At 75.6% G+C, this 22,676-nt stretch carries 18 protein-coding genes; 15 read left to right on the top strand and 3 right to left on the bottom strand.

Annotation, left to right across the window (positions count from 1 at the left end; translation table 11 throughout):
- Positions 1–117: 117 nt before the first annotated feature.
- From CP982_RS31780 to CP982_RS31755, 6 genes are all read left to right on the top strand, one after another.
- On the top strand, positions 118–882 hold the full coding sequence (locus CP982_RS31780; protein WP_184925328.1) for a DUF4142 domain-containing protein: 765 nt from the start codon (positions 118–120) through the stop codon (positions 880–882).
- Between the two features lie 115 nt (positions 883–997).
- Complete coding sequence (locus CP982_RS31775) at positions 998–2,332, top strand: MbnB/TglH/ChrH family RiPP precursor modification enzyme (RefSeq protein ID WP_184925298.1); 1,335 nt, start codon at positions 998–1,000, stop codon at positions 2,330–2,332.
- 49 nt (positions 2,333–2,381) lie between these two features.
- A complete protein-coding gene (locus CP982_RS31770) occupies positions 2,382–3,437 on the top strand; it encodes a TIGR04222 domain-containing membrane protein (protein ID WP_150513593.1) in 1,056 nt (351 codons plus the stop codon).
- A gap of 182 nt (positions 3,438–3,619) precedes the next feature.
- Entirely contained in the window at positions 3,620–4,444 is an 825-nt protein-coding gene (locus CP982_RS31765) for a DUF4142 domain-containing protein (RefSeq protein ID WP_150513592.1), read from the top strand.
- 72 nt (positions 4,445–4,516) lie between these two features.
- Complete coding sequence (locus CP982_RS31760) at positions 4,517–5,314, top strand: TIGR04222 domain-containing membrane protein (protein WP_150513591.1); 798 nt, start codon at positions 4,517–4,519, stop codon at positions 5,312–5,314.
- Positions 5,315–5,416: 102 nt separating this feature from the next.
- Positions 5,417–7,030: an alpha/beta hydrolase gene (locus CP982_RS31755; protein ID WP_150513590.1), complete on the top strand. Its 1,614-nt coding sequence runs from the start codon at positions 5,417–5,419 to the stop codon at positions 7,028–7,030.
- A gap of 9 nt (positions 7,031–7,039) precedes the next feature.
- Here the strand turns inward: CP982_RS31755 and hemQ are convergent, their stop codons facing one another.
- Both hemQ and hemG read right to left on the bottom strand, forming a co-directional pair.
- Positions 7,040–7,759: a hydrogen peroxide-dependent heme synthase gene (gene hemQ / locus CP982_RS31750; RefSeq protein ID WP_138962332.1), complete on the bottom strand. Its 720-nt coding sequence runs from the start codon at positions 7,757–7,759 to the stop codon at positions 7,040–7,042.
- A 4-nt stretch (positions 7,760–7,763) separates the two neighbouring features.
- On the bottom strand, positions 7,764–9,254 hold the full coding sequence (hemG, locus tag CP982_RS31745) for a protoporphyrinogen oxidase (protein WP_150513589.1): 1,491 nt from the start codon (positions 9,252–9,254) through the stop codon (positions 7,764–7,766).
- Between the two features lie 163 nt (positions 9,255–9,417).
- Between hemG and CP982_RS31740 the strand changes: the two genes are divergently transcribed.
- The 9 genes from CP982_RS31740 to CP982_RS31700 all read left to right on the top strand — a co-directional run bounded on the left by CP982_RS31740 (position 9,418) and on the right by CP982_RS31700 (position 21,465).
- A complete protein-coding gene (locus CP982_RS31740; RefSeq protein WP_150513588.1) occupies positions 9,418–10,422 on the top strand; it encodes a DUF4349 domain-containing protein in 1,005 nt (334 codons plus the stop codon).
- A gap of 146 nt (positions 10,423–10,568) precedes the next feature.
- Positions 10,569–11,954: an FAD-dependent oxidoreductase gene (locus CP982_RS31735; protein ID WP_150513587.1), complete on the top strand. Its 1,386-nt coding sequence runs from the start codon at positions 10,569–10,571 to the stop codon at positions 11,952–11,954.
- A gap of 648 nt (positions 11,955–12,602) precedes the next feature.
- Positions 12,603–14,762, top strand: a complete 2,160-nt coding sequence (locus CP982_RS31730) for a hypothetical protein (protein WP_150513586.1) — start codon at positions 12,603–12,605, stop codon at positions 14,760–14,762.
- Positions 14,763–14,945: 183 nt separating this feature from the next.
- A complete protein-coding gene (gene pelF, locus CP982_RS31725; protein WP_150513585.1) occupies positions 14,946–16,511 on the top strand; it encodes a GT4 family glycosyltransferase PelF in 1,566 nt (521 codons plus the stop codon).
- Positions 16,508–18,022 (top strand): hypothetical protein, encoded by a 1,515-nt coding sequence (locus CP982_RS31720; RefSeq protein WP_229878662.1) that lies wholly within the window; start codon positions 16,508–16,510, stop codon positions 18,020–18,022. The genes pelF and CP982_RS31720 overlap by 4 nt, the downstream gene beginning before the upstream one ends.
- A gap of 50 nt (positions 18,023–18,072) precedes the next feature.
- A complete protein-coding gene (locus CP982_RS31715) occupies positions 18,073–19,074 on the top strand; it encodes an SDR family NAD(P)-dependent oxidoreductase (RefSeq protein WP_150513584.1) in 1,002 nt (333 codons plus the stop codon).
- Between the two features lie 37 nt (positions 19,075–19,111).
- Positions 19,112–19,825 (top strand): nucleotidyltransferase family protein, encoded by a 714-nt coding sequence (locus CP982_RS31710; protein WP_150513583.1) that lies wholly within the window; start codon positions 19,112–19,114, stop codon positions 19,823–19,825.
- 3 nt (positions 19,826–19,828) lie between these two features.
- The gene (locus tag CP982_RS31705; RefSeq protein WP_150513582.1) at positions 19,829–20,758 is read left to right on the top strand and encodes an NAD-dependent epimerase/dehydratase family protein; all 930 of its coding nucleotides are present in this window, start codon (positions 19,829–19,831) and stop codon (positions 20,756–20,758) included.
- Entirely contained in the window at positions 20,755–21,465 is a 711-nt protein-coding gene (locus CP982_RS31700) for a spherulation-specific family 4 protein (RefSeq protein WP_150513581.1), read from the top strand. The genes CP982_RS31705 and CP982_RS31700 overlap by 4 nt, the downstream gene beginning before the upstream one ends.
- 3 nt (positions 21,466–21,468) lie before the next feature.
- Here CP982_RS31700 and hemE read toward each other — a convergent pair whose 3' ends face one another.
- Positions 21,469–22,536 (bottom strand): uroporphyrinogen decarboxylase, encoded by a 1,068-nt coding sequence (gene hemE / locus CP982_RS31695; RefSeq protein WP_150513580.1) that lies wholly within the window; start codon positions 22,534–22,536, stop codon positions 21,469–21,471.
- Between the last annotated feature and the right edge of the window lie 140 nt (positions 22,537–22,676).

Below are 22,676 nucleotides of genomic sequence, written 5' to 3'. Positions count from 1 at the left end.
CAGCCGGGCACTGTCGTGAACGGCTGCCCCGCCCCTCCCGTACCTTCCCGTACCACCAAGCGGCTTGGTCAGCAGTCATGTTGCGGCCCGGGAGGCACCTTGCGGCGCACTATGCCCATCAGGCACATCAACGGTACGGCCCTGATCATCGCGGCTCTCGTCGTCACCGTGGGGGCGCTCGCCTTCCCCGTGTGGTCGTACGCCGACCGCTCCGGCACGGGCCAGGCGAACCTCAACGCCGGGAGCGTGTCGACGCGTTGGGGCCCGCTGTCGGCCACCGACCGGGAGTTCCTCGTGAAGGTGCGGCTCGCCGGGCTCTGGGAGCTGCCGGCCGGGCAGCAGGCCGTGGAGCGCGCGCCCACCAAAGCCATCAAAGAGGCCGGTGACCACCTGATCGTCGGGCACACCGACCTCGACGAGCGGGTGCGCGGCATCGCGGCGCAGCTGAACGTGGAGCTGCCCAACCAGCCGAGCGAGCAGCAGCAGGGCTGGCTCAAGGAGCTGACCGAGGCGAGCGGCGAGACGTACCAGCGCAAGTTCGCGAACCTGCTGCGCGTCGCGCACGGCAAGGTCTTCAGCCTGATCGCGCAGGTGCGGGACAGCACCCGCAACTCCCTCGTGCGCCAGCTCGCGTCGGACGCCAACCAGACGGTCCTCGACCACATCACCATGCTGGAGGGCACCGGCTTCGTGGACTTCGACGCGATCGCGAACGGCAACGCCGCGACCGCCACGGCCAGCCCCACCGGACCGCCGCCGCCGAGCGGCCGCCCCCCGGAGCCCGCCCCCGCCGGTCCGACCGGCGACACCTCCGGCACCTCACGGCCCTCGCCCGGGGCCCCGGGCACCGTCAACACCGACCGGCCCGAACCTCAAATGTAGCTCTGAACCCGCTGATCAGAAGGTTCGCGCGACCCTGACGGGGCCATGACTCCGACGTCGAAGGAGGATGCGAAGGCGCGTCACGAGGACGAGGTAACGGGACACGGGGGGAATCATGGTGCGGTTGGGTACGGGGATCGGCTGGCGGCCGGAGATCGCGGACGCCGTGGAGCGCATGCCCGGCGTCGACTGGGTCGAGGTCGTGGCGGAGAACGTCTGCCCGGGGCATCTGCCCGCGTCCCTGACGCGGCTGCGCGAGCGCGGCGTCACGGTCGTGCCGCACGGCGTCTCGCTGGGGCTCGGCGGCGCCGACCGGCCGGACGAGGGGCGCCTCGCCGCGCTCGCGGAGCGCGCCGAGGCTCTGGGCGCGCCGCTGGTCACCGAGCACATCGCGTTCGTACGGGCCGGGGGGCCGCTCACCGTCTCGCAGCCGCTCGAAGCGGGGCACCTGCTGCCGGTGCCGCGCACCCGGGACGCGCTCGCCGTGCTGTGCGAGAACGTCCGGATCGCGCAGGACGCCCTGCCCGTGCCGCTCGCCGTGGAGAACATCGCGGCCCTGATCTCCTGGCCGGGCGAGGAGATGACGGAGGGGCAGTTCCTCTACGAGCTGGTCGAGCGGACCGGCGTACGGCTGCTCATCGACGTCGCGAACCTGCACACCAACCACGTCAACCGCGGCGAGGACCCGGCCGAGGCGCTGGCCGAACTGCCCGTGGAGGCCCTCGCGTACGTGCACGTGGCGGGCGGCTTCGAGCGCGACGGCGTCTGGCACGACAGCCACGCGCACCCGGTGCCGCAGCCGGTCCTCGACGTCCTCGCGGACCTGGCCGCGCGCACGGATCCGCCGGGCGTGCTCCTGGAGCGGGACGAGAACTTCCCCGAGCCGGGCGAGCTGGAACGCGAACTGGACGCGATCCGCGCCACGGTGGTGAAGGGCGCCGCGGACCGCGCCGCCCGGACCGCCCCCGGGGACCGCGCCGCCCCCGCCGGGTCCCCGGAGTCCGCGGACGTCGGGGACCTCGCCACCGCCCGCGAGAGCGTGGCGCTCGCGCAGGCGTCGCTCCTGTCCGCGCTCGTCGCGGGGACGCCCGCGCCGGAGGGCTTCGACCGGGCGCGGCTCGCCGTGCAGAGCCGGGCGCTCGCCGCCAAGCGGGCGGACGTCGTGGCGAAGGTCGCGCCGGAGCTGCCGGAGATCCTCGGGAAGGCGTACCGCGGCGAGTTCCGCGCGTACGCCGCGGGGCGTCCGATGACGGCGGGCTACCGCCGGGACGCGCTGACCTTCGCCGAACACCTGCTGCTCGCGGGCCGGCCCGAGGACGCCGCGGCACGCGGCCGCCTCACCCACTGGTGGCTGGACCGCTCCGGTCCGCGCCCCCTCCAGGGGCGTCCGGTGACGCGCTGGCTGCGTACGGCGCGGCTCGCGCTGCGCCGCGGCCAGGCACTCCGCTGACGCGGCGCCCCGCACCGACGACGCACCACCGCACATCGGGGGACCAGCCATGCACCGCACCCACCTGACACAGACCGCCCTGTCCGACGCGGCCGCCGAGGCCCTCGCCGGCTGCTACGTCCTGCTCGTCGCCGCCTCGTGCGCCGCCGTCGTCGCCGGGGTCCTCCTGACCCGGCGGCGCCCGGGGCACGGCCGCGCGAAACCGCCCCACGGCTCCTTGGACGACGCGTACGAGGCCGCCTTCCTGGCGGGCGGGCCCGGCCGGGTCGCCGACGCCGCGCTCGCCGCCCTGCACGAGGACGGCCGCCTCCTGGTCACGCACCCCGGCCTCACCGGTGTCGCCCCGGGCGCCGCGGCCCGGCACCCGGTGGAGGCCGCGGTGCTCGCCACGTACGCCGCCGCGCCCAGCGGCGCCCTGCACGGGCTGCGCGCCGCGGTGATGCGCGCCCCGGCCGTGCAGGGCCTCGGGGACGGGCTCGCCGCCCGCGGCCTGATGGTGCCGCCGGGGCCGCTGCGGCCCTGGCGGCGCCGGATCACCGCGTATCTGTTCCTGTGCGTCGCGGGCGTTCCGCTCAGCCTGGTGCTCGCCGCGACGTCCTCGATCGGCCGGTCCAACTCCACCTATTCGGACCTCCAGGTGGTCATCGTGGTCCTGCTCGGTGGCGCCGTCGGTGTCCTCTGCTCCCGGGTGGCCAGGGACCGGGCGACCGCGCGGGGCCGCTTCGCGCTGCGCCTGCACCGCGTCCGTACCCGCAAGGAGGAGGGCGGCGCCGCGCACGCGGTCGCCGTGCGCGGCCTGCGCGGCGTCGAGGACACCGAGCTGCGCAAGCAGCTCGCGCAGGCACGGCGGCTGCGCGTCGGCCATCCGCCCGCCGTGCCCGTCGCTGCCTCCCCCGCGCCCTCCGGAGTCACCGGCCTGTGGACCGGCGCCCCCGTCGCCTGGTGCGCGGGCGGCACCGGCTGCGGCGGTCCGAGCTGCGGCACCGCGAACCGCGACGGCGAGGGCGACAGCCGCGGCGGATCCGGCTGCGGCAGCGGCGGGAGCGGCTGCGGCGGAGGCGGCTGCGGGGGCGGCTGCGGCGGTGGAGGCGGCGGAGGCGACTGACCGCCGGGGCACGGCCGACGCGCCACCGCCGAGGTGCCCCCGCGACCGCCCCTGCCGCATCCCACGGGGCGTACGACCGCACCAAGTGCACGCCCCCGTACGGACGTTGACGTACCTCGCGCGGTATCGCGGCCCCCGGCCTCCGGCACGCACTAGCGTGCACAGGCGCTACTGGAGGCTTCATGCGATCCCGATTCATCCGCGGCAGCGGACTCACCCGCGGCGGCGGACTCACCCGCGGCGGCGGACTCACCCGCGGCGGCGGGCTCATCAGCGGCAGCGGGCTCGTCCTCGTGGGGCTCGTCGTCACCCTGGCCGCGCTTGTCTTCCCCGTGTGGTCCTACGAGGACCGGTCGGGCACCGGCCTGGACACTCTCAACGCCCAGACCGAGTCGACCGAGTTCGGGCCGCTGTCCGCGCTCGACCGGGACTTCATCACCAAGGTGCGGCTCGCGGGCCTGTGGGAGCTGCCCGCGGGCCAGCAGGCCGGGGAGCGCGGCACCACCGGGGCCGTGCACACCGCGGGCGAGCACCTCGTGGAGGGGCACACCTTCCTCGACGCGCGCGTCCGCGAGGTCGCGTCCCAGCTGCGGCTCGAACTGCCCAGCCAGCCCACGGGCCAGCAGCGGCGCTGGCTGGCCGAGCTGAGCGCGGCGCGCGGCGCGGCGTACGACGAGAGGTTCGCGAACGTCCTGCGGCTCGCGCACGGCAAGGTCTTCGCCGTCGTCGCCCAGGTCCGCGCCACCACCCGCAACTCCCTCGTGCGGGCCCTCGCCGACGACGCGAACACCACGGTCCTCGACCACATCAAGGTCCTGGAGGCCACCGGGCTCGTGGACTTCGACCGGCTCGCCCGCGACGCCGCGACCTCGGGCCCGCAGCCCGCGACCCGCTCCCCCGCGCCGCCGGGCCCGGTGGACGGCTCGCCGCCCGCCGCGGCGCCGGTGACGCCGACGCCGAGCTTCACCCTGCCGCCCGCCGTGTCCCGGCCGAGGCCCCGGCCCTGAGGGCTGTGATCCTCGTCCACATCCTGGAAATCCCCTGGCGTGGTCACCGGAGCTTCACATAGAAACACCGGCATGTTCTGGGTTCCGCTGCTGCTCCTCGCCTGCACCGTCGCCGCCCTGTCCTGCGGGCGGCTGTGCCTGGCCGCCGTCCACGCCGCGGCCGCCGAGGCCAGGAGCCCCGGCCCCGCGCGCCGCCTCACGCTCTACGAGGCCGCGTTCCTGTCCGGCGGCCCCGGGCGCGTGGCGGACGTGGCGCTGGTGTCGATGGCGCGACGGCGGCGGCTGCTGCTCGCCCACACGGGCTGGGCCACGGTCGTCGACCCGGTCGGCGGCGACGGCCCGGACGCCCCGGACGACATGGAGCGGTCGGTCCTCGGCGCGATCGGCCCCGGCGGACAGTCGCGGATCCCGCCGGTGCGCCGGGCGACGGCCACCGCGGACGCGGTGCGGGCCCTCGCCGACCGGCTTGTCGCGGCGGGCCTCGCGGTGCCGGACGGCTCGTGGTCGGGCATCGCGGGCGCGCTCCGGCAGGTGCGCGCGGCGGCGGCCGCGATCGGCGTGCTCGGCGCGTGCGCGACGCTCCTTCCCGGCCAGGGCCGGGGCGACGACCTGCCGGTCGCGGTGTGGTTCGCGCTGCCGCTGCTCCTCACCCTGAGCTGTCTGGCCATCGCCCGCTTCGAGGTGCCCGCGTCGCGCTGGGCGTCGCCCGCCGGGCAGCGGCTGCTCGGCGCGCTGCCGTCGCGCGACGACCTCACGGCGCTGGCCGTGCGCGGCGTCCGCGCCCTGAACGACCCGGGCCTGCGCGCCGCGCTCTCGCACCGGGACCCGAACCTCGACGGCTACCGGTCCACGCGCCAACAGGGTCATTGAGCCGACACCGGCGGACCGGTGCTTTACTTCACCAACCGCCGAGCTGAACATCCCTTTTGCACCAGTTCACCGCTTTCCTGTGCGAAAGGGTCCCGAACCGCGATGAGAGCAGCCGCAGCAGCCCTGTACGGAACCGTCGGATCCTTGGTCCTCACCGCCCTCGTCGCCGTGCCCGCGCAGCCCTTCCCGCAGCCCGCGCGGGAGGAGCGGGGCACCGCCGTCGCCGCCGAGCGCGCCCGCGCCGCGGGCGTCCGCTTCGGGGCCTGTCCCGCGGCGGAGGGCCTGCCGCCGTCCGTGCGCTGCGGCACCGTCACGGTCCCGCTCGACTACGCGGACCCCGACGGCAAGCAGATCAAGCTGACCGTCAGCCGCGCGGAGGCCACCGGCAGGGCAGGCGGCCACCGGGTTCCGCGGCAGGGCGCGCTGGTCTTCAACCCGGGCGGCCCCGGCGCGTCCGGCATGTACTTCCCGCTGGTCCGCGCGCTGCCGGAGTTCCGGCGCCTGGCGGCGGCCTACGACCTCGTCGGCTACGCCCCGCGCGGCGTCGGCCGCTCCGCGCCGCTGTCCTGCCAGGACCCGGAGGAGTTCACGAAGGCGCCCACCTCCTCGCCGGTCCACCCGGACGCGGCGGCCAAGGCGGAGCGGATCGAGCGGGCCCGGGCGTACGCGCGCGGCTGCGCGGAGCGGGCCGGTGCCGCGCTTCCGCACTACACCACGCTCAACAACGCCCGGGACCTGGACGTGCTGCGCGCCGCCCTCGGCGAGGAGAAGCTGACCTTCATGGGCGCGTCGTACGGCACGTACTTCGGCGCCGTGTACGCCACGCTGTTCCCCACGCACGTGCGCCGCATGGTGTTCGACTCGGCGGTGAACCCGGACCCGGAGCAGATCTGGTACGCCAACAACCTCGACCAGTCCGCCGCGTTCGAGCGGCGCTGGGCCGACTTCCTGGCCTGGGTGGCCAAGCACGACAGGACGTACGGCCTGGGCACGACGGCACAGGACGTGCGGCGCGCGTACGAGAAGGTGCGGGCGGCGGTGACCCGCGAGCCCGCGGGCGGCACGGTCGGCTCCGACCAGCTGCACTCGGCGTTCCTCCAGGCCGGGTACTACGACGACTACTGGCCGATGCGGGCGACGGCCCTGTCCCGCTACCTCAAGGGCGATCCGCGGCCGCTGGTCGCGCAGGCCGGGCCGAAGCCGGGAGCGGCCGCCGAGGAGGAGAACGGCAACGCCGTGTACACCGCGGTGCTGTGCAACGACGCCTCCTGGCCCACCGACTTCGCGGTGTGGGACCGCGACAACACGGACCTCGCGCGCAGCGCGCCGTTCGAGACGTGGGACAACGCCTGGATGAACCTGCCGTGCGCCTACTGGCCCGCGCCCCGGCAGCGCCCTGTGGACGTGTGGGCCCCGGCGGGCACCCTGCCGCCGACGCTGGTCCTGGCCGCCGAGCGGGACGCGGCGACGCCCTACGCGGGCGCCCGGGAGCTGCACGAGCGGCTCTTCGGCTCGGTCCTGGTGACCGAGCGCGGCGCGGGCACGCACGGCATCGCGGGCGGCCCGAACGCCTGCGTCAACGGCTACATGGACGCCTACTTGCTGGAGGGCCGCCTGCCGGAACGGCACGCGGAGTGCGCGCCGCACCCGGAGCCGCGGCCGCTGTCCGTGGCGCGCGCGAAGGCGCCCGGGACGCGGGCCGCGGCCCCGCGCTGAGCCAAACGCCTACGCGAGCCCCTCCACCAGGTCCGCCACGGACTTGCGGCGGCCGGTGTAGAACGGCACTTCCTCGCGGACGTGCATCCGGGCCTCGGAGGCCCGCAGGTGGCGCATGAGGTCGACGATGCGGTACAGCTCGTCGGCCTCGAAGGCCAGGAGCCACTCGTAGTCGCCGAGGGAGAACGAGGCGACCGTGTTGGCGCGCACGTCGGGGTAGCCGCGGGCCATCTTGCCGTGGTCGGCGAGCATGCGGCGGCGGTCCTCGTCGGGCAGCAGGTACCAGTCGTAGGAGCGCACGAAGGGGTAGACGCTCACGTAGTTCCGCGGCGTCTCGTCGGCGAGGAACGCCGGGATGTGCGACTTGTTGAACTCGGCCGGGCGGTGCAGCGCCATGTTCGACCAGACCGGCTCCAGGGCGCGGCCGAGCTTGGTGCGGCGGAAGAGGTTGTACGCGGTCTGGAGCTCGTCGCTCGTCTCCGCGTGCCACCAGATCATGATGTCGGCATCGGCGCGGAGCCCCGACACGTCGTAGACGCCGCGGACGGTGACGTCCTGGGCGGCCAGCTTGTCGAACAGCTCCTGGACCTCGTCCGCGTACCCGAGGCGGCTCTCGGGCAGGACGTCGCGCAGCTTGAAGACGGACCACAGGGTGTAGCGGATGACCTCGTTGAGGTCCTTGGCCTTCTTGCCGGCGTTCGGGATCTTGGCGGGGGCGTCGTCACTCATGCGGCTATTCTCCCGCGCCGCCGTGGAGGCTCTGCACCGGGTGGGCGGTCAGCTCCTCGGCCCCTGAGGAATCGCCGCGGAGCTGGTCCACCGCGGCGTACGCACTGGCGATGCACGCCGGGATGCCGACGCCGTCGTACGCGGCCCCGCACACGGCGAGCCCGGGCAGCAGGCCCACGTGCTCGCGGATGCGGGCCACGCGCGCGTGGTGGCCGACGGGGTACTGGGGCAGGCCGTCGTGCCAGCGCGTGACGCGGGCGGCGACGGGCCGCGCGGTCAGGCCGACCGCGTCGCGCAGGTCGCCGCGGGAGACGTCGATCAGCTCGCTGTCGTCGCGCTCCAGGTCCTTCTCCTCGCCGTGGCGGCCCACCGAGGTGCGCAGGACCAGCAGGTCCGGGTTCTCCTCGGCGATCCAGCCCCACTTCTGGGAGGCGAACGTGGACGCCTTGATGGTGCGTCCGTCGACCGGCGGCACGAGGAAGCCGCTGCCCTCGGGCAGCGAGACGTCGGCGCGCCGGTAGGCGAGCGTCATCAGGGCCATGGAGGCGTACTCGACGCTCCGCAGCTCGGCGGCGGCGCCCGGCGAGACGGGGTCGAGGAGGCGGGCGGCGTGCGGGGCGGGGACGGCGAGGACCACGGCGTCCGCCGCGATCAGCCGGTCCGCCGTGCGCACCTCCCAGCCGTCGGGCGTCCTGCGCACGGCCGCCACGGGGGTGTCGAGCAGGACCTCGCCGCCCCGCGCGCGGACCGCGTCCGCGACGGCGAGCGGCAGCCGGCCCACGCCGCCCGCGATGCCCATGAACACCGGTCCTGTCTGCTGCCGGGCGGCCGCGCGGTCCTGGATCTCGCGGACCCCGTCGAGCAGGGAGGCGTGGGTGCGCGCGGCCTCGTACAGCTGCGGCACGGCCATGCGCATCGACAGGCGGTACGCGTCTCCGGCGTACACCCCGCCGAGCAGCGGCTCCACGAGGCGGTCCACGACCTCGCGGCCGACCCGGGCCGCCACGTACGCGCCGACCGCGACGTCCTCGTCGACCTCGGTGGGCGGCAGCTCCGCGTCCCGCGCGACCCGGCGCAGGCCGTCGTCGGAGAGCACCCCGGCGAGCGCCGACGGGTCGCCGGGCACGCCCATCACATGGCCCTTGGGCATGGGGACGAGGGTGCCGCGCGTCCACAGCGAGGCGGTGGCGCTGGCGGGCGCCTGGAGCGCGTCGGCGAGACCCACCTCGCGGGCCAGCGCGACGGCCTCGGGGCGGCGCGCAAGCATCGACTCGGCGCCGAGGTCGACCCGCGCGCCCTCGATCTCGCCCGGGAGCAGCTTGCCGCCGACGCGGCCGGAGGCCTCAACGACGGTCACGCGGGAGCCGGTCGCGAGCGCCCGGTGCGCGGCGGCGAGTCCAGCGATGCCGCCGCCCACCACCACGACGTGCCCCGCACGTCCCTGACCTGCGTGTCCCGCACGTTCCTGAGCTGTAGGTGTGTCCGCTGCGCGCATGCCCCCACTGTCTCAGACGGGCTCTTGGCGCCCGCGCGGCGTCTCCTTGGGGGCGAGTCCCGTTCGTGACCGCGCCGGGACCGCTTCGGGACCGTACGGGCCGAACCCCCGGGGCGCCAGGACCGTCGTAGGGGCACAGTCACGACGAGCTCGGGGGTACGGCATGCGGAGGAGCAGGACGGGCAACGGCGCGCGGGCGCTGGCCGTGGCGCTGCTCGCGGGGGCGCTCGCGCTCACGGGGTGCGGCGCGGGCGGCGACGACGGCGACGAGAAGGCCTCGGGCGACAGCGCGGCCCGGTCCGGGCGGAGCCACGGGGACGCGGCGCTCGCCGAGGGGGGCGCGGGCGGCGACCAGGACGGCGGGGACGGCAAGGCCGCGGCGCCCGGCGGCAAGGGCGGCAAGGAGGCGGGGCAGGCGAAGAAGCCCGGCGAGCGCCTGCGGATCGACGGGCCGCACATCATCCGCACCGCGTCCCTGACCGTGCGCGTACGGGACGTCCCGAAGGCGCTCGACCGGGCGCGCGCGGCCGCCTCGGCGGCGAACGGCCTGGTCGGCGACGAGACCACGGACCGCGACGGGCACGGCAGGGAGCGCTCGCGCGTCGTGCTCCGGGTGCCGCAGGAGCGGTACACGCAGGTCCTGTCCGATCTGGAGGGCACCGGAAAGCTCGTCTCGCGCACCGCCAAGGCCGAGGACGTCACCGGGGAGGTCGTCGACGTCGAGAGCCGTATCAGGACGCAGCGGGCCAGCGTGGCGCGGGTGCGCGAGCTGATGGACAAGGCCACGAAGATCAGCGACATCGTGTCCCTGGAGGGCGAGTTGAGCACCCGTCAGGCGGATCTGGAGGCGCTGCTCGCGCGGCAGGCCTCGCTCAAGGACCGTACGACGCTCGCCACCATCACGCTGACGCTCACCGAGTCCCCGGCGGGGCGCGAGGACGACGGCGGGGACGACCCGACCGTCGTGGACGCCCTCGCGGGCGGCTGGGGCGCGTTCCTGACGATGCTGCGCTGGGTGGCGGTGGCCCTGGGCGCGGCGCTGCCGTTCGTGGCGGGCGCGGCGCTCCTGGGCGCGGCGTGGCTGCGCTGGGGACGCGGGCGCACGACGGGCGCGCCGCGCACGAGCGGGGCGCCGGAGGCCACGCCCGGGACGCCGGACGGCTCCTGAGGCGGGCCGCCGGGCCCTTCGAGGAGGGCGCGCCGTCCGACGCCACGGGGGTGGGCGTCGGACGGCGCGCCCGCGCGGGCGGGCGGCGGGGCGGCACCAACGCGGGCGTTCGACGGGCGCGTTGACCGGCGACGTAGCGTGGACGCATGAGCGAAAGACTGGTGGTCATCGGCGGCGACGCGGCGGGCATGTCCGCGGCGTCACAGGCACGCAGGCTCAAGGCGCCCGGGGAGCTGGAGATCGTCGCGTTCGAGCGCGGCTCCTTCACCTCCTTCTCCGCCTGCGGCATCCCGTACTGGGTCGGCGGCGAGGTCTCCGAGCGCGCGGAGCTGATCGCGCGCACGCCCGAGGAGCACCGGGCCCGCGGGATCGATCTGCGGACGCGGACGGAGGTCCTGGAGATCGACCCGGCCCGGCGGCGGGTGCGCTCGCGCGACCTCGCGTCGGGCGCCGAGGACTGGACGGCGTACGACAAGCTCGTGATCGCCACCGGTGCGCGGCCGCTGCGGCCGCCGCTGCCCGGCATCGACGCGCCGGGCGTGCACGGGGTGCAGACCCTGGGCGACGGCCAGGCGCTCCTCGACCGCCTCGCCGCCACCGAGGGGCGCAGGGCGGTGGTGATCGGCGCGGGCTACATCGGCGTGGAGATGGCCGAGGCGCTCCTGCGCCGGGGCTACGAGGTGACGGTCGTCAACCGCGGCGAGCAGCCGATGTCCACCCTCGACCCCGACATGGGGCGCCTGGTGCACGACGCGATGTCCGGCATGGGCATCACGATGGTGAACGACGCGGAGGTCACGAAGATCCTCACCGGTGCGGACGGCGCGGTGCGGGCCGTGGCCACCCAGGACGCCGAGTATCCGGCGGACGTGGTGGTGCTCGGCCTCGGCGTCCGGCCCGAGACGGAGCTGGCGCGGGCGGCGGGGCTGCCGCTCGGCGAGCACGGCGGGCTCCTCACGGACCTCTCCATGCGGGTGCGCGGGCCCGTCGCGGACGGGGCGATCTGGGCGGGCGGCGACTGCGTGGAGGTCCTCGACCTGATCTCCGGGCAGCAGCGGCACATCGCGCTCGGCACGCACGCGAACAAGCACGGCCAGGTCATCGGCTCGAACGTGGGCGACGGCTACGCGACCTTCCCCGGCGTCGTCGGCACGGCCGTGAGCAAGGTCTGCGACCTGGAGATCGCCCGCACGGGACTGCGCGAGAAGGACGCGCGGGCGGTGGGCCTGCGCTACGAGACGGTGACCATCGAGTCGACGAGCCGGGCCGGGTACTACCCCGGGGCGGCCCCGATGACGGTGAAGATGCTGGCGGAGCGCCGGACGGGGCGGCTGCTCGGGACGCAGATCGTGGGGCGCGAGGGAGCGGCCAAGCGGGTCGACGTCGCGGCGGTGGCCCTGACGGCCCGGATGACAGTCGAGCAGATGACGGCACTTGACCTCGGGTACGCGCCGCCCTTCTCCCCCGTCTGGGACCCCGTCCTGGTGGCGGCCCGCAAGGCGGTGGCGGCGGTCCGCAGGACCGGCGGCTGACGCGGCTCGCCCCCGTCCTCCCGCCCGTGGTCGCGGGCGGGAGGACGGGCGGGGGCGGGCGGAACCGTCGAAGCGAGGGGGGCTGCGGTCCGTACCAATTCCCGCCGCCCGCCCGGTACGGAGAGCGCGCGCCGCGCCCGCGCAATGGGGCGCCCCCGCAGGACCGGCCCCCGGGGCCGAAGTCCCGTGCCCCGCTTCCGCAGCGCCGCGCAGGTCAGAACGCGCTTTCCGGCATTCCGCACGGTCTCCCGCAACCCCTCGGACGTGGCCGATTCCCGAGCGTGCCGCAGGAGTGCGTCCCTAGCTGAACGCGCCCCGCGCACGCCCCTCGCCTGCACACACCAACCACTTCGGCGGCGAGGCAGAGCCGACCCCGTTGAGCGGCCACGGCTCCCCGGCGACCGTGCAGAAGTCAACGATTCGTCAAACCCCACCCTCCTCATGCGCCCTCTCTCACACCACGCGATGGTTGCCAGCTCTTTTCCGCCAGATCTCACAGAATCGGCACAACACCCCCAACCGAGTCGCACTATGTGACGCGTCAGAGTGGCACGGACACGCACCGCGATCTGTGCGCGTGCCGTTGGGGGGCGGGTCCCGCGGTGTCCACACCGCGGCGGTCCGACCGCGGAGGGGACCACGACCAGAATGAATCGCACCGCGCGGGCGGCGGCACTCGGGGCCGGCGCTCTGCTCATCGCGCTCTCGCTGCCCGCCCCGCCAGGGGCGGCCGCGGAGCAGCCCCGCATCGACCTACGCGTCCTGGTGGTGACCGACGGCGGCCCCGCGACCGCCGCCATCGCCGCCGAACTCGACGCCCAGGGCACCCCGTTCACCACCGTCGACCTGCGCGAGAGCGGCCGGCCGGTGATCGACGCCGCCTTCCTCGCGGACACCGTGGACGGCAGACCGCGCGCCAGGTTCCAGGCCGTCGTGCTGCCGAACGACAACCCGTTCGCCGCGGGGTCGGCCGAGCCTGCCGCGCTCGCCGCGTACGAGCGGACGTACGGCATCCCGCAGGTGGACGCCTACACCTACGCCCGCCCCCAGGCGGGCCTGCGGACACCGGAGTACAGCGGTTCGCTCGACGGCGCCCGCGCCGAGGTCACCGCGGCGGGCAAGGGGGGCCCGTTCGGCTATCTCACCGGCGCCGTGCCGTTCGAGGACAACTCGCCGACGGTCGGCGAGAGTTACGGGCACCTCGCGCAACCGGCGCCGGGCGCCGACTTCACCCCGTACGTGGACACGGCGATCCCGGGCGGCTCAGGGCGCGGCTCGCTCGTCGGGGAGTACCGGCACGACGGACGGCGCGAGCTGGTGGTGACGTTCGTCTACAACCAGCACCAGCAGCAGTTCAAGCTGCTCGCCCGGGGCGTCGTCGACTGGATGACCCAGGGCGTGCGCGTCGGCGCGTCCCGGAACCACTTCGCGGTGCACGTGGACGACGTCTTCGGCTCCGACGACCGCTGGGACACGGAGCTGAACTGCACGCCGGGCGACATCGACTGCCCGCCGGGACAGGGGGAGCAGGACGGCATCCGGATGACGCCCGAGGACGCCGCCCACGCGGCCGAGTGGTCCGAGCGGCGGGGCCTGCCGCTGGACATGGCCTACAACGGCGGCGGCAGCGAGCTGTACCGCGAGGAGAACGACGGCGAGGACCCGCTCGCCGACCACCTCGTCACCGACCGCACCTCCTTCCGCTGGGTCAACCACACCTACGACCACCCGTTCCTCGGCTGCGTGCAGGACGTCTCCGCGGTGCCCTGGACCTGCGCGAAGAACGCGGACGGCAGTACGAAGTACGTGCCACGCACCGAGATCGACGATCAGATCTCCCGCAACCGCCACTGGGGACAGCGCCATCAACTGCCGCTCGACGACGGCGAGTTGGTCACCGGAGAGCACTCGGGCCTGCGCGTCCTGCCGCAGCAGCCCGAGGACAACCCGAACCTGGACCCCGCGCTGCGCGACAACGGCGTGCGCTGGCTCGGCTCCGACAACTCCCGCGAGCCCGGCCAGCGCCGGCTCGGCCCGTCCCTGACGGTGCCGCGCTATCCGATGAACGTCTTCTACAACGCGGGCCGCGTCGAGGAGCAGGTCGACGAGTACAACTGGATCTACACCCGCAAGTCCGACGGCGGCAGCGGCCTGTGCGAGAACTCGCCGGTCACGACCTGTCTGGACGAACCGCTCGACACCACCACCGGGTACGAGGACCACATCGTGCCCGTGGAGTCCGCCATCGCCCTCGGCCACGCCCTCTCGGGCAACCCGCGGCCGCACTTCATCCACCAGTCCAACCTCGCCGAGGACCGCATCGCCTACCCCGTCCTGGACCGGGTGCTCGACGCCTACGACGCGCTGTACACGAAGGCCGCGCCGCTGGTGAACCTGCGCATGGCCGACATCGGGGCGGAGCTGCGCTCGCGCGCGGCCTGGGACGCGGCCCTCGACGCCGGGCGCGTCACGGCGTACCGCGTCGGTGACACGGTGACCGTGCGGGCGCCTGCGGGTGTCGCCGCGACCGCCACCATGCCCACCGGCACGAAGCAGCAACTCGTCGTCGGCACCGAGACGTTCGGCTCCGCGTACGCCGGCAGATCCTCCGGCTGGGTCTCCCCCGGGCTGCTCCAGGACCGGGTGACCCTGACGCTGCCGTCGGCGCCGCAGACGGGCCGGACGGGCGGCCCCGCGCCGAAGGCGGTGCCCCCCGCCGGGCGCGCGCACGTGCCGCCGGGCGCGGCGAAGCACGTGCCGCCGGGGACCGCGGGCAAGACCCCCGAGGCCCTCCCGACAAGCCGCTGACCAGCCGCGGGCCCGGCCGCGGACAGGACCGGGGCCGGGCCCGCACCACCAGCTCCGGCAGTACGCCGGGGCCCGGCGGGCCCTGCCCCGGCCCCTCACGCACCACGGCGACACGGCGAGTCCCCGCCTGCTCCGGCGCCTCGCCGCCCGCCCGCCCGCAACGTCCTTTGGGGAGCCCCACCCATGCCCACACCGTCCGCGACGGTGCCGTTGTCCGCACCCCCGCCCGGACCGTCCGGGCGCACCCGCGTCACGCTCCTGACCGAGGGCACGTACCCGCACAGCCACGGCGGCGTCAGCGTCTGGTGCGACCAGCTGGTGCGCGGGATGCCCGACGTCGACTTCGGCGTGCTCGCGGTGACCGGCACCGGGCGCGAGCCCCTCGCCTGGGAGCTGCCGCCGCACGTGGCCGAGCCGGTCTGCCTGCCCATGTGGGGCCCCGACCCGGCCGGGCGCGCCCCGCGCGGCCGGGCCCGCCGGGCGCTGCTCACCCACTACGAGGCGTTCCTCACCGCCCTGCTCGACCCCACCGCCGAGAGCGCCTTCGCCCCGGCCCTGTACGCCCTGGCGGGGTACGCCAGGGACGGCTTCCTCTCCCCGGCGCTGCGCGGCGACGGCGCGGTCGGCGTGCTCGCCTCGGTGTGGCGCACCCCGGGGCTCGCGGTGGCCGCGTCACGGCCCACGCTGCACGACGCGGTCACCGCCACCCATCTGCTCGAACACGCCCTGCGGCCGCTGGCCGCCCGCCCGCCGGAGCACGGCGTGGCGCACGCGGTGAGCGGCGGCATCGCGGCCCTGCCGGGCCTGATCGCCCGTCATCTCCACGGTGTGCCGCTGCTGTTGACCGAGCACGGCGTGTATCTGCGCGAGCGCTACCTCGGCTACCGCACGGGCCCCTACCGCCGGCCGGTCAAGGCGCTCCTGCTCGGCTTCTTCCGGCTGCTCGCCGAGGAGTCGTACCGCGGCGCGGCCCTGATCACCCCCGGCAACCGCTACAACCGGCTGTGGGAGGAGCGCGGCGGCGCCGACCCGGCGCTGATCCGGACCGTCTACAACGGCGTGGACCCCGAGGCGTTCCCGCCCGCGGGCCCCGAGCCCGGCGCGCCCACCCTGAGCTGGGCCGGGCGGGTGGACCCGATCAAGGACCTGGAGACGCTGATCCGCGCCTTCGCCCTGGTCAAGGAGCGGGTGCCGAACGCCCGCCTGCGCCTGTTCGGTGGCACCCCGCGCGGCGGCGAGGCCTACCGGGAGCGCTGCGAGGTTCTGGCCGCCGCGCTCGGCCACGCGGACTCGGTGGTCTTCGAAGGCCGCGTGGAGCACATCAAGGACGCCTACGCGGCGGGCAGCGTGGTGATGCTCTCCAGCGTCAGCGAGGGCTTCCCCTTCACTCTCATCGAGGCCATGTCGTGCGGCCGCGCCACGGTCTCCACGGACGTCGGCGGCGTCCGGGAGGCCGTGGGCCCGACCGGCCTCGTGGTGCCGCCGCGGGCCCCGGAGGCCATGGCGGACGCCGCCGTGGAGCTGCTGGAGGACCCGGAGCGCCGCGCCGCGATGGGCGCGGCGGCCCGGCTCCGCGTCATCGAGCAGTTCACGCTGCGGCAGACGGTGGACGCGTTCCGGGAGATCTACCGCGAGCTGGCCACCGGCCTGCGCACCGCCCGCGAGGGCCCGCGCGAACCCGCGCGCTCGACCGGGGCCGGGGCGGGCGCGGCGGCGTACGACTTCGCCGGAAGCGAGGCGGCCGGATGAGCGGACCGATGGCGCTGCCGCCCCGGAAGGACGGCGACGGACTCACCGGGCGCCGCCGCCCGTCCTGGGCGCTGCCCGACCGCGCCCCGGAGCCGGGCGCCGCGCCGCGCCGTCGGCGCCCGTCCTGGGCCGGGGCGGAGCCCGAGTCCGCCCCCGCTCCCCGGCGCCCGCGCCCGACGACCTGCCCGCGCACCCCTGGCGGCGGCACCCGGCCCGCGGGCCGCCGCCCCGACCTGCGCCCCGCGCGCCCCCGCGACCCCGTCGACGCGCTCGCGGCCGACCTCGCCGAGGACATCGGGGCGGCCGTGCACGCCTACGAGGTCGCCGCGGTCCTGGAGTCGCAGGGCATGACCGGCGAGCGGATCCAGCGGGAGTACGGGCACCGCGACCTGTTCTCGCTCGCCGCCGCCCTCTACCAGCGGGTGCCGCGCGACCACCCCGAGCCGCCGCTGCCACCCGACCCGTGGCGGCCCGACCACGCCGGGTGCGCGCTGCGCGGGCTGCTGTTCGCGCTGCCCGGCACGGCCTACCTCCTCGCCGCGGGCGCCTGGGGCGATCAGGGCCCGCACGCTCTGATCGCCGCGGCCCTGGTGTCCTGGGCCTGGTCGCAGGCGCTCAGCCACCGGGCGTACGTGCGCCTGGTGACCGGGCGCCACGAGGCGGCGCGCACCCTGCTGCGCGGCTCGACGGCAGGCGTCGGGTGCGCGTCCCTCACCGGGCTCGCGGTGGCGGGCCCCGGGCCCGCCGCCGTGTTCGCCGCCGGGCAGTCCTGCTATCTGGCGGCGGCGGGCGTGCTCCTCGTGCTCGGCCGCGAACGGCAGCTCGCCGGCGCGCTGCTGCCCGTCGCGGCGGGCGCGGCCGCGCTGCCCTGGTGGGACCCTCCGACGGCGCTCGGCCTCGGCCTGCCGGTGCTCACCGTGCTGCTCGCGGCGGGCGCGGCGGGGCTCGCGCTGCGGGCCGCCCTGGCCACCGCCCCGGCGGCCGGGGCCCCGCCGCGGCTCGTCCGCTCGGTGCCCTACGGCCTGTTCGGGCTCGCGGCCGGCACCCTCGTGACCGCCGCGGGCGCACGGGACCCGTACGCCGTCATCGTGCTCACCCTCAGCATGGGCCCCGCCGAGTGGCTGCTCTACCGCTTCCGGGGGCTCGCGGTGGCCGCGCTGCGGGCCTCCACCACACCGCTCGGCTTCCGGCTCCGCGCCGTCCGCGCGCTCGGCCTGTGCGTCGCCGCCTATCTCGCCTCGCTCGCCCCGGGCATCCCGCTGACCGACGCCTCCCCGGCGCCGCTGCTCGCCCTGGGCGCGGCCCTGTGGACGGCGCTGCTGCTCCAGGCCTTCGGCGTGGCCTGGCTGTCCGCGGCCCTGTGCCTGGGCGCGGCGGCCGCGGCCACGGCACTCCCCCGCCTTACGGACCTGCCCGCGAGCACGGCTCAGCTCGTGGGCTGTACGGCGGCGGCGCTCGCCCTGTTCGCCGCCGCCGTACGCCACTTGGGCAGCCCCACCGCCCACTGCTGAACAGCACCTCCCGCACCGCACGAACCGCCACGACCCGCCAGGAGACCCGCATGCCGTCCGCACCGCTCGCCGTCGTCACCGGAGCCGAGGGCTTCATCGGCTCGCACCTCACCGAAGCGCTCGTCGCATCGGGCTACCGCGTGCGCGCGCTCGTCCAGTACAACTCCTTCTCGTCGTACGGCTGGCTGGAGACCCTGCCGGCCGACGTGCTCGCCGGGGTCGAGATCGTCCTGGGCGACGTGCGCGACCCGGGCTCGGTCCGCGCCCTGGTCACCGACGCCGAGATCGTCTACCACCTGGCCGCCCTCATCGCGATCCCGTACTCGTACCAGGCGCCGCACTCCTACGTGGACACGAACGTCACCGGCACCCTCAACGTCCTGGAGGCCGTCCGGCACGCCGAGGTCCCGCGCCTGGTGCACACCTCGACCAGCGAGACGTACGGCACGGCACGGACCGTGCCGATCACCGAGGACCACCCCGTCAACGCCCAGTCGCCGTACGCCGCTTCGAAGGCGGGCGCCGACCTGCTCGCCGACAGCTACTGCGCGAGCTTCGCCACGCCCGTGGTGACGCTCCGGCCGTTCAACACCTACGGCCCGCGCCAGTCCATGCGCGCGGTCATCCCGACGGTGATCGGCCAGGTGGCGGCCGGGGAGCGCGCCATCACGCTCGGCGATCTGCGCCCCACCCGGGACTTCACGTTCGTCGAGGACACCGCCCGCGCCTTCCTCGCCGTCGGCACCGCTCCCGCCGACGCCGTGCTCGGCCGCACCTTCAACGCCGGTACCGGCGGCGAGATCTCCATCGGGGACCTGGTGCGGCTCATCGGCAAGGTGATGGACACGGCCCTGGACGTGACGGCGGACGAAGAGCGCGTGCGGCCCGCCGCCTCGGAGGTGATGCGCCTGGTCGCGGACGCCACCCGGCTGCGCGAGGCCACCGGCTGGAGCCCGGAGCACGGCCTGGAGGACGGCCTCGCCCGCACCGTCGAGTTCTTCCTCGACCCCGCCAATCTGGCCCGCTACAAGACGGACGTCTACAACATCTGACGCTCCATCACCACACGACGCACAGACAGGGGCACCCATGCACGCAGTCATCCTCGCCGGAGGCAAGGGCGTCAGGCTCCGCCCGTACACCACCGCGCTGCCCAAGCCGCTGGTCCCGATCGGCGACCAGCACGCGATCCTGGAGATCGTCCTGCGCCAGCTCTCGGCGGCCGGTTTCACCAGCTGCACCATCGCAATCGGTCACCTCGGCCACATCATCCGCGCCTACGTCGGCAGCGGCTCGCGCTGGCGCCTGCGCATCGGCTACTCCACGGAGGAGAGCCCGCTCGGCACCATGGGCCCGCTGCTGACGATGAGGGACCGCCTGCCCGAGCACTTCCTGGTCATGAACGGCGACATCCTCACCGACCTCGACTTCGCGGACGTCCTGCGCGCACATCAGGAGTCGCGGGCCCCGCTGACCATCGCGACCTATCCGCGCGAGGTGCACATCGACTTCGGCGTCCTGACCACCGAGGAGCGGCGCGTGGTCGCCTTCACCGAGAAGCCGAGCGTGGACTACCGCGTCTCCATGGGCGTCTACGGCGTCTCCCGGGAGACGCTCACCCCGTACACGCCGGGCCTGCCGCTCGGCTTCGACGAGCTGGTCCTGGACCTGCTGAAGGCCGGGAACCCGCCGCACGCCTACGAGTTCGACGGCTACTGGCTGGACATCGGCCGGCCCGACGACTACGACCGCGCCAACGCCGAGTTCACCACCCACCGCTCCCTGCTCCTCAAGGGGGCGTGAGCCGTGCGCATCCTCGTCCTGGGCGCGACCGGCTATCTGGGCGCGCACATCACCGAGCGGCTGCGCGCGCTGCCCGGCGCGCTGCTGCGCACCTGCGGCCGCGCCCCGACCGCGCACCTGCGCTGCGACCTGGCCACGGCCACGCCCGGGGACCTCGTGGAGCTGCTCGTGCGGGCCGCGCCGGACGCGGTCGTGAACTGCGCGGGCGCGGTCGGCGGCACCGCCCTGACCCTCGCGGAGGTCAACTCCCGGGGCCCCGCGGCGCTGTGCGAGGCGGTGCGCGCGGCGGCGCCCGGCGCCCGCCTCGTCCACCTCGGCTCCGCCGCCGAGTACGGCCCCCATCCGCGCGGCGCGCGTACCGCAGAGGAGGATCCGGCGCACCCGGTGGCGCCCTATGGCGCCACCAAGCTGGCGGGCACCCTCGCGGTGACGTCGTCGGGGCTCGACGCGGTGGTCCTGCGCGTGACGAACCCGGTCGGTCCTGGCGCGCCCGCTGCGGGCCTGCCGGGGCGGCTCACCGCCGAACTGCGGCGCGCGGTCGGCGAGTCGCCGCACGGCACGGTCCGCGTCGGCGACCTGTCGGCGTTCCGGGACTTCGTCGACGTCCGTGACGTGGCGCGGGCCGTGGAGCTCGCGGTGGCCGCGCCGGGCCCGGTGCCGCGGCTGCTCAACGTGGGCAGCGGCCGGGCGGTGCCGGTGCGCGACCTGGTGCACGGCCTGGTGCGGGCGGCGGGCTTCCGGGGCCGCGTCGAGGAGTCGCTGCCCGCGGTGGGCCGCTCCGCGGCGGTGCCCTGGCAGTGCGCGGAGGTCGGCGCCGCGGGCCGGGAGCTCGGCTGGGGCCCGCGGTACTCCCTGGCCGACGCGCTCGGCGCGCTGTGGGCCGCGGACGGCGCCGTGGGCGCCGGGGCGCCCGTCCCCGCGGACCGCCGATGAGCTCGCTGCTCGTCCCGCTGTACGTCCATCCGGCCGTGGACCCCGCGGCCTGGCGGGCGCTCGTGGCGGTCGCGCCCCGTCTGTACGGCGTCGTGCTCAACGCCGCCGACGGGCCGGGCGCGGCCCCCGACCCGGCGTTCGCCGCCGTCGCGCACGCGCTGCGCTCGGCGGGGGTGCGGGTGCTCGGGTACGTCGACGCGGCGTACGGGGAGCGCCCGGTGCGCGAGGTCGCCGCCGATCTGGACCGGCACCTGGACTTCTACCGGGTCGACGGCTGCTTCCTCGACCGGATCGCGCCGGGCCGCCGGGAGCTGCGCCACTGCCGGCGCCTGGTGCGCCGCGCGCGCGAGCGGGGCGTCGCGCCGGTGGTCCTGAACCCGGGGACGCATCCGGCGTCGCCGGGCTATGCGCGCGCCGCGGACCTGCTCGTCACCTTCGAGGGGCACTGGACGACGTATCTGCGCTCGTTCGGCGCCCCGCCGTGGACGGCGCGGCACTCCCCCGACCGGTTCTGCCACCTGGTGTACGGGGTGCCGCCCGCCCTGTCCGGCCTCGCGGCGCGCACGGCGGGGCGGCGCGGGGCGGGGGTGCACTGCGCGGTGCCGGGCGCGGGGCCCAACCCATGGACGATGCCGCCGGTGCCGCCGATGCCGCCGGTTCCGCCCATCCCGCCCGGCCCGCCCCGGACCCCGGACTGCTGGGTGTGAGGGTCAGGCGGCGGTGCGGGTGTGCACGTACTCGACGAGCCGGGTCAGCGCGTCCGGGTCCGTGGTCGGCAGCACGCCGTGGCCCAGGTTGAAGACGTGTCCTTCGAGTCCGGCCGCCGCCGCGAGCACCTCGTCGGTCTTGGCCTCGACGGCCTCGCGGGGGGCGAAGAGCACGGCGGGGTCGAGGTTGCCCTGGAGCGCCTTGCCGGGGCCGACGCGGCGGACGGCCTCGTCGAGCGGCACGCGCCAGTCGACGCCGACCACGTCGGCCCCTGCCTCGCCGAGCAGGCCGAGGAGTTCGCCGGTGCCGACGCCGAAGTGGATGCGCGGCACGCCGTACGACGCCACGGCGTCGAAGACCTTCCGCGACGCGGGCATGACCGAGCGGCGGTAGTCGGCGGGCGCGAGGGCGCCCACCCAGGAGTCGAAGAGCTGCACGGCGGAGGCGCCGGCCTCGATCTGCACCTTCAGGAAGGCGCTGGTGATCTCCGCGAGCCGGTCGAGCAGGTCGGCCCAGAGCTGCGGGTCGCCGTACATGAGCGCCTTGGTGTGCTCGTGGTTACGGCTCGGACCGCCCTCGACGAGGTAGCTCGCGAGGGTGAACGGCGCTCCGGCGAACCCGATGAGCGGGGTGCCGCCCAGCTCGCCGGTGAGCAGGCCGATGGCCTCGGTCACGTACGAGACGTCGTCCGGGGTGAGGTCGCGCAGCTGCGCGAGGTCGGCGCGGGAGCGGATGGGCCGCTCCACGACGGGGCCGACGCCCGGCTTGATGTCGAGGTCGACGCCGATGGCCTTGAGCGGCACGACGATGTCGCTGAAGTAGATGGCGGCGTCGACGCCGTGGCGGCGCACCGGCTGGAGGGTGATCTCGGTGACGAGGTCGGGCCGCATGCAGGACTCCAGCATGGCCGTGCCCTCACGGACCTTGCGGTACTCGGGCAGGGAGCGCCCCGCCTGCCGCATGAACCACACGGGCGTGTGCGGCACCGCCTCGCGTCGGCACGCCTTCAGGAAGGCGGAGTCGTACGTCGCTGCGGGCTGCTGGCCGGTGGCCTCGTCGTTGACCGTCACCGGGAAAGTCTCGCACGGCCCCGCCCGGGGCGGGAAAGCCCGTCGGTGTTCGAGGCCCGGCGCGGGCCCCGCGGGCGGCCCGCGGGGGCGGAACACCTCGCCGCGCACCGGCGGGGTGACTGCGCGAAGCCGCTGTTCCC

It is taken from the genome of Streptomyces spectabilis, assembly GCF_008704795.1.
Taxonomy (GTDB): Bacteria; Actinomycetota; Actinomycetes; order Streptomycetales; family Streptomycetaceae; genus Streptomyces; species Streptomyces spectabilis.
The sequence above is the reverse complement of the archived record's forward strand: the minus strand, read 5'-3'. Positions and strand labels throughout refer to the sequence as shown.

What these genes read in the sequence shown, in the direction of transcription:
- CP982_RS31775 (WP_184925298.1), top strand. Translation starts at nt 998, where the DNA reads ATGGTGCGGTTGGGTACGGGGATCGGCTGGCGGCCGGAGATCGCGGAC.
- CP982_RS31770 (WP_150513593.1), top strand. Translation starts at nt 2,382, where the DNA reads ATGCACCGCACCCACCTGACACAGACCGCCCTGTCCGACGCGGCCGCC.
- CP982_RS31765 (WP_150513592.1), top strand. Translation starts at nt 3,620, where the DNA reads ATGCGATCCCGATTCATCCGCGGCAGCGGACTCACCCGCGGCGGCGGA.
- CP982_RS31760 (WP_150513591.1), top strand. Translation starts at nt 4,517, where the DNA reads ATGTTCTGGGTTCCGCTGCTGCTCCTCGCCTGCACCGTCGCCGCCCTG.
- CP982_RS31755 (WP_150513590.1), top strand. Translation starts at nt 5,417, where the DNA reads ATGAGAGCAGCCGCAGCAGCCCTGTACGGAACCGTCGGATCCTTGGTC.
- hemQ (WP_138962332.1), bottom strand. Translation starts at nt 7,759, where the DNA reads ATGAGTGACGACGCCCCCGCCAAGATCCCGAACGCCGGCAAGAAGGCC.
- hemG (WP_150513589.1), bottom strand. Translation starts at nt 9,254, where the DNA reads ATGCGCGCAGCGGACACACCTACAGCTCAGGAACGTGCGGGACACGCA.
- CP982_RS31740 (WP_150513588.1), top strand. Translation starts at nt 9,418, where the DNA reads ATGCGGAGGAGCAGGACGGGCAACGGCGCGCGGGCGCTGGCCGTGGCG.
- CP982_RS31735 (WP_150513587.1), top strand. Translation starts at nt 10,569, where the DNA reads ATGAGCGAAAGACTGGTGGTCATCGGCGGCGACGCGGCGGGCATGTCC.
- CP982_RS31730 (WP_150513586.1), top strand. Translation starts at nt 12,603, where the DNA reads ATGAATCGCACCGCGCGGGCGGCGGCACTCGGGGCCGGCGCTCTGCTC.
- pelF (WP_150513585.1), top strand. Translation starts at nt 14,946, where the DNA reads ATGCCCACACCGTCCGCGACGGTGCCGTTGTCCGCACCCCCGCCCGGA.
- CP982_RS31720 (WP_229878662.1), top strand. Translation starts at nt 16,508, where the DNA reads ATGAGCGGACCGATGGCGCTGCCGCCCCGGAAGGACGGCGACGGACTC.
- CP982_RS31715 (WP_150513584.1), top strand. Translation starts at nt 18,073, where the DNA reads ATGCCGTCCGCACCGCTCGCCGTCGTCACCGGAGCCGAGGGCTTCATC.
- CP982_RS31710 (WP_150513583.1), top strand. Translation starts at nt 19,112, where the DNA reads ATGCACGCAGTCATCCTCGCCGGAGGCAAGGGCGTCAGGCTCCGCCCG.
- CP982_RS31700 (WP_150513581.1), top strand. Translation starts at nt 20,755, where the DNA reads ATGAGCTCGCTGCTCGTCCCGCTGTACGTCCATCCGGCCGTGGACCCC.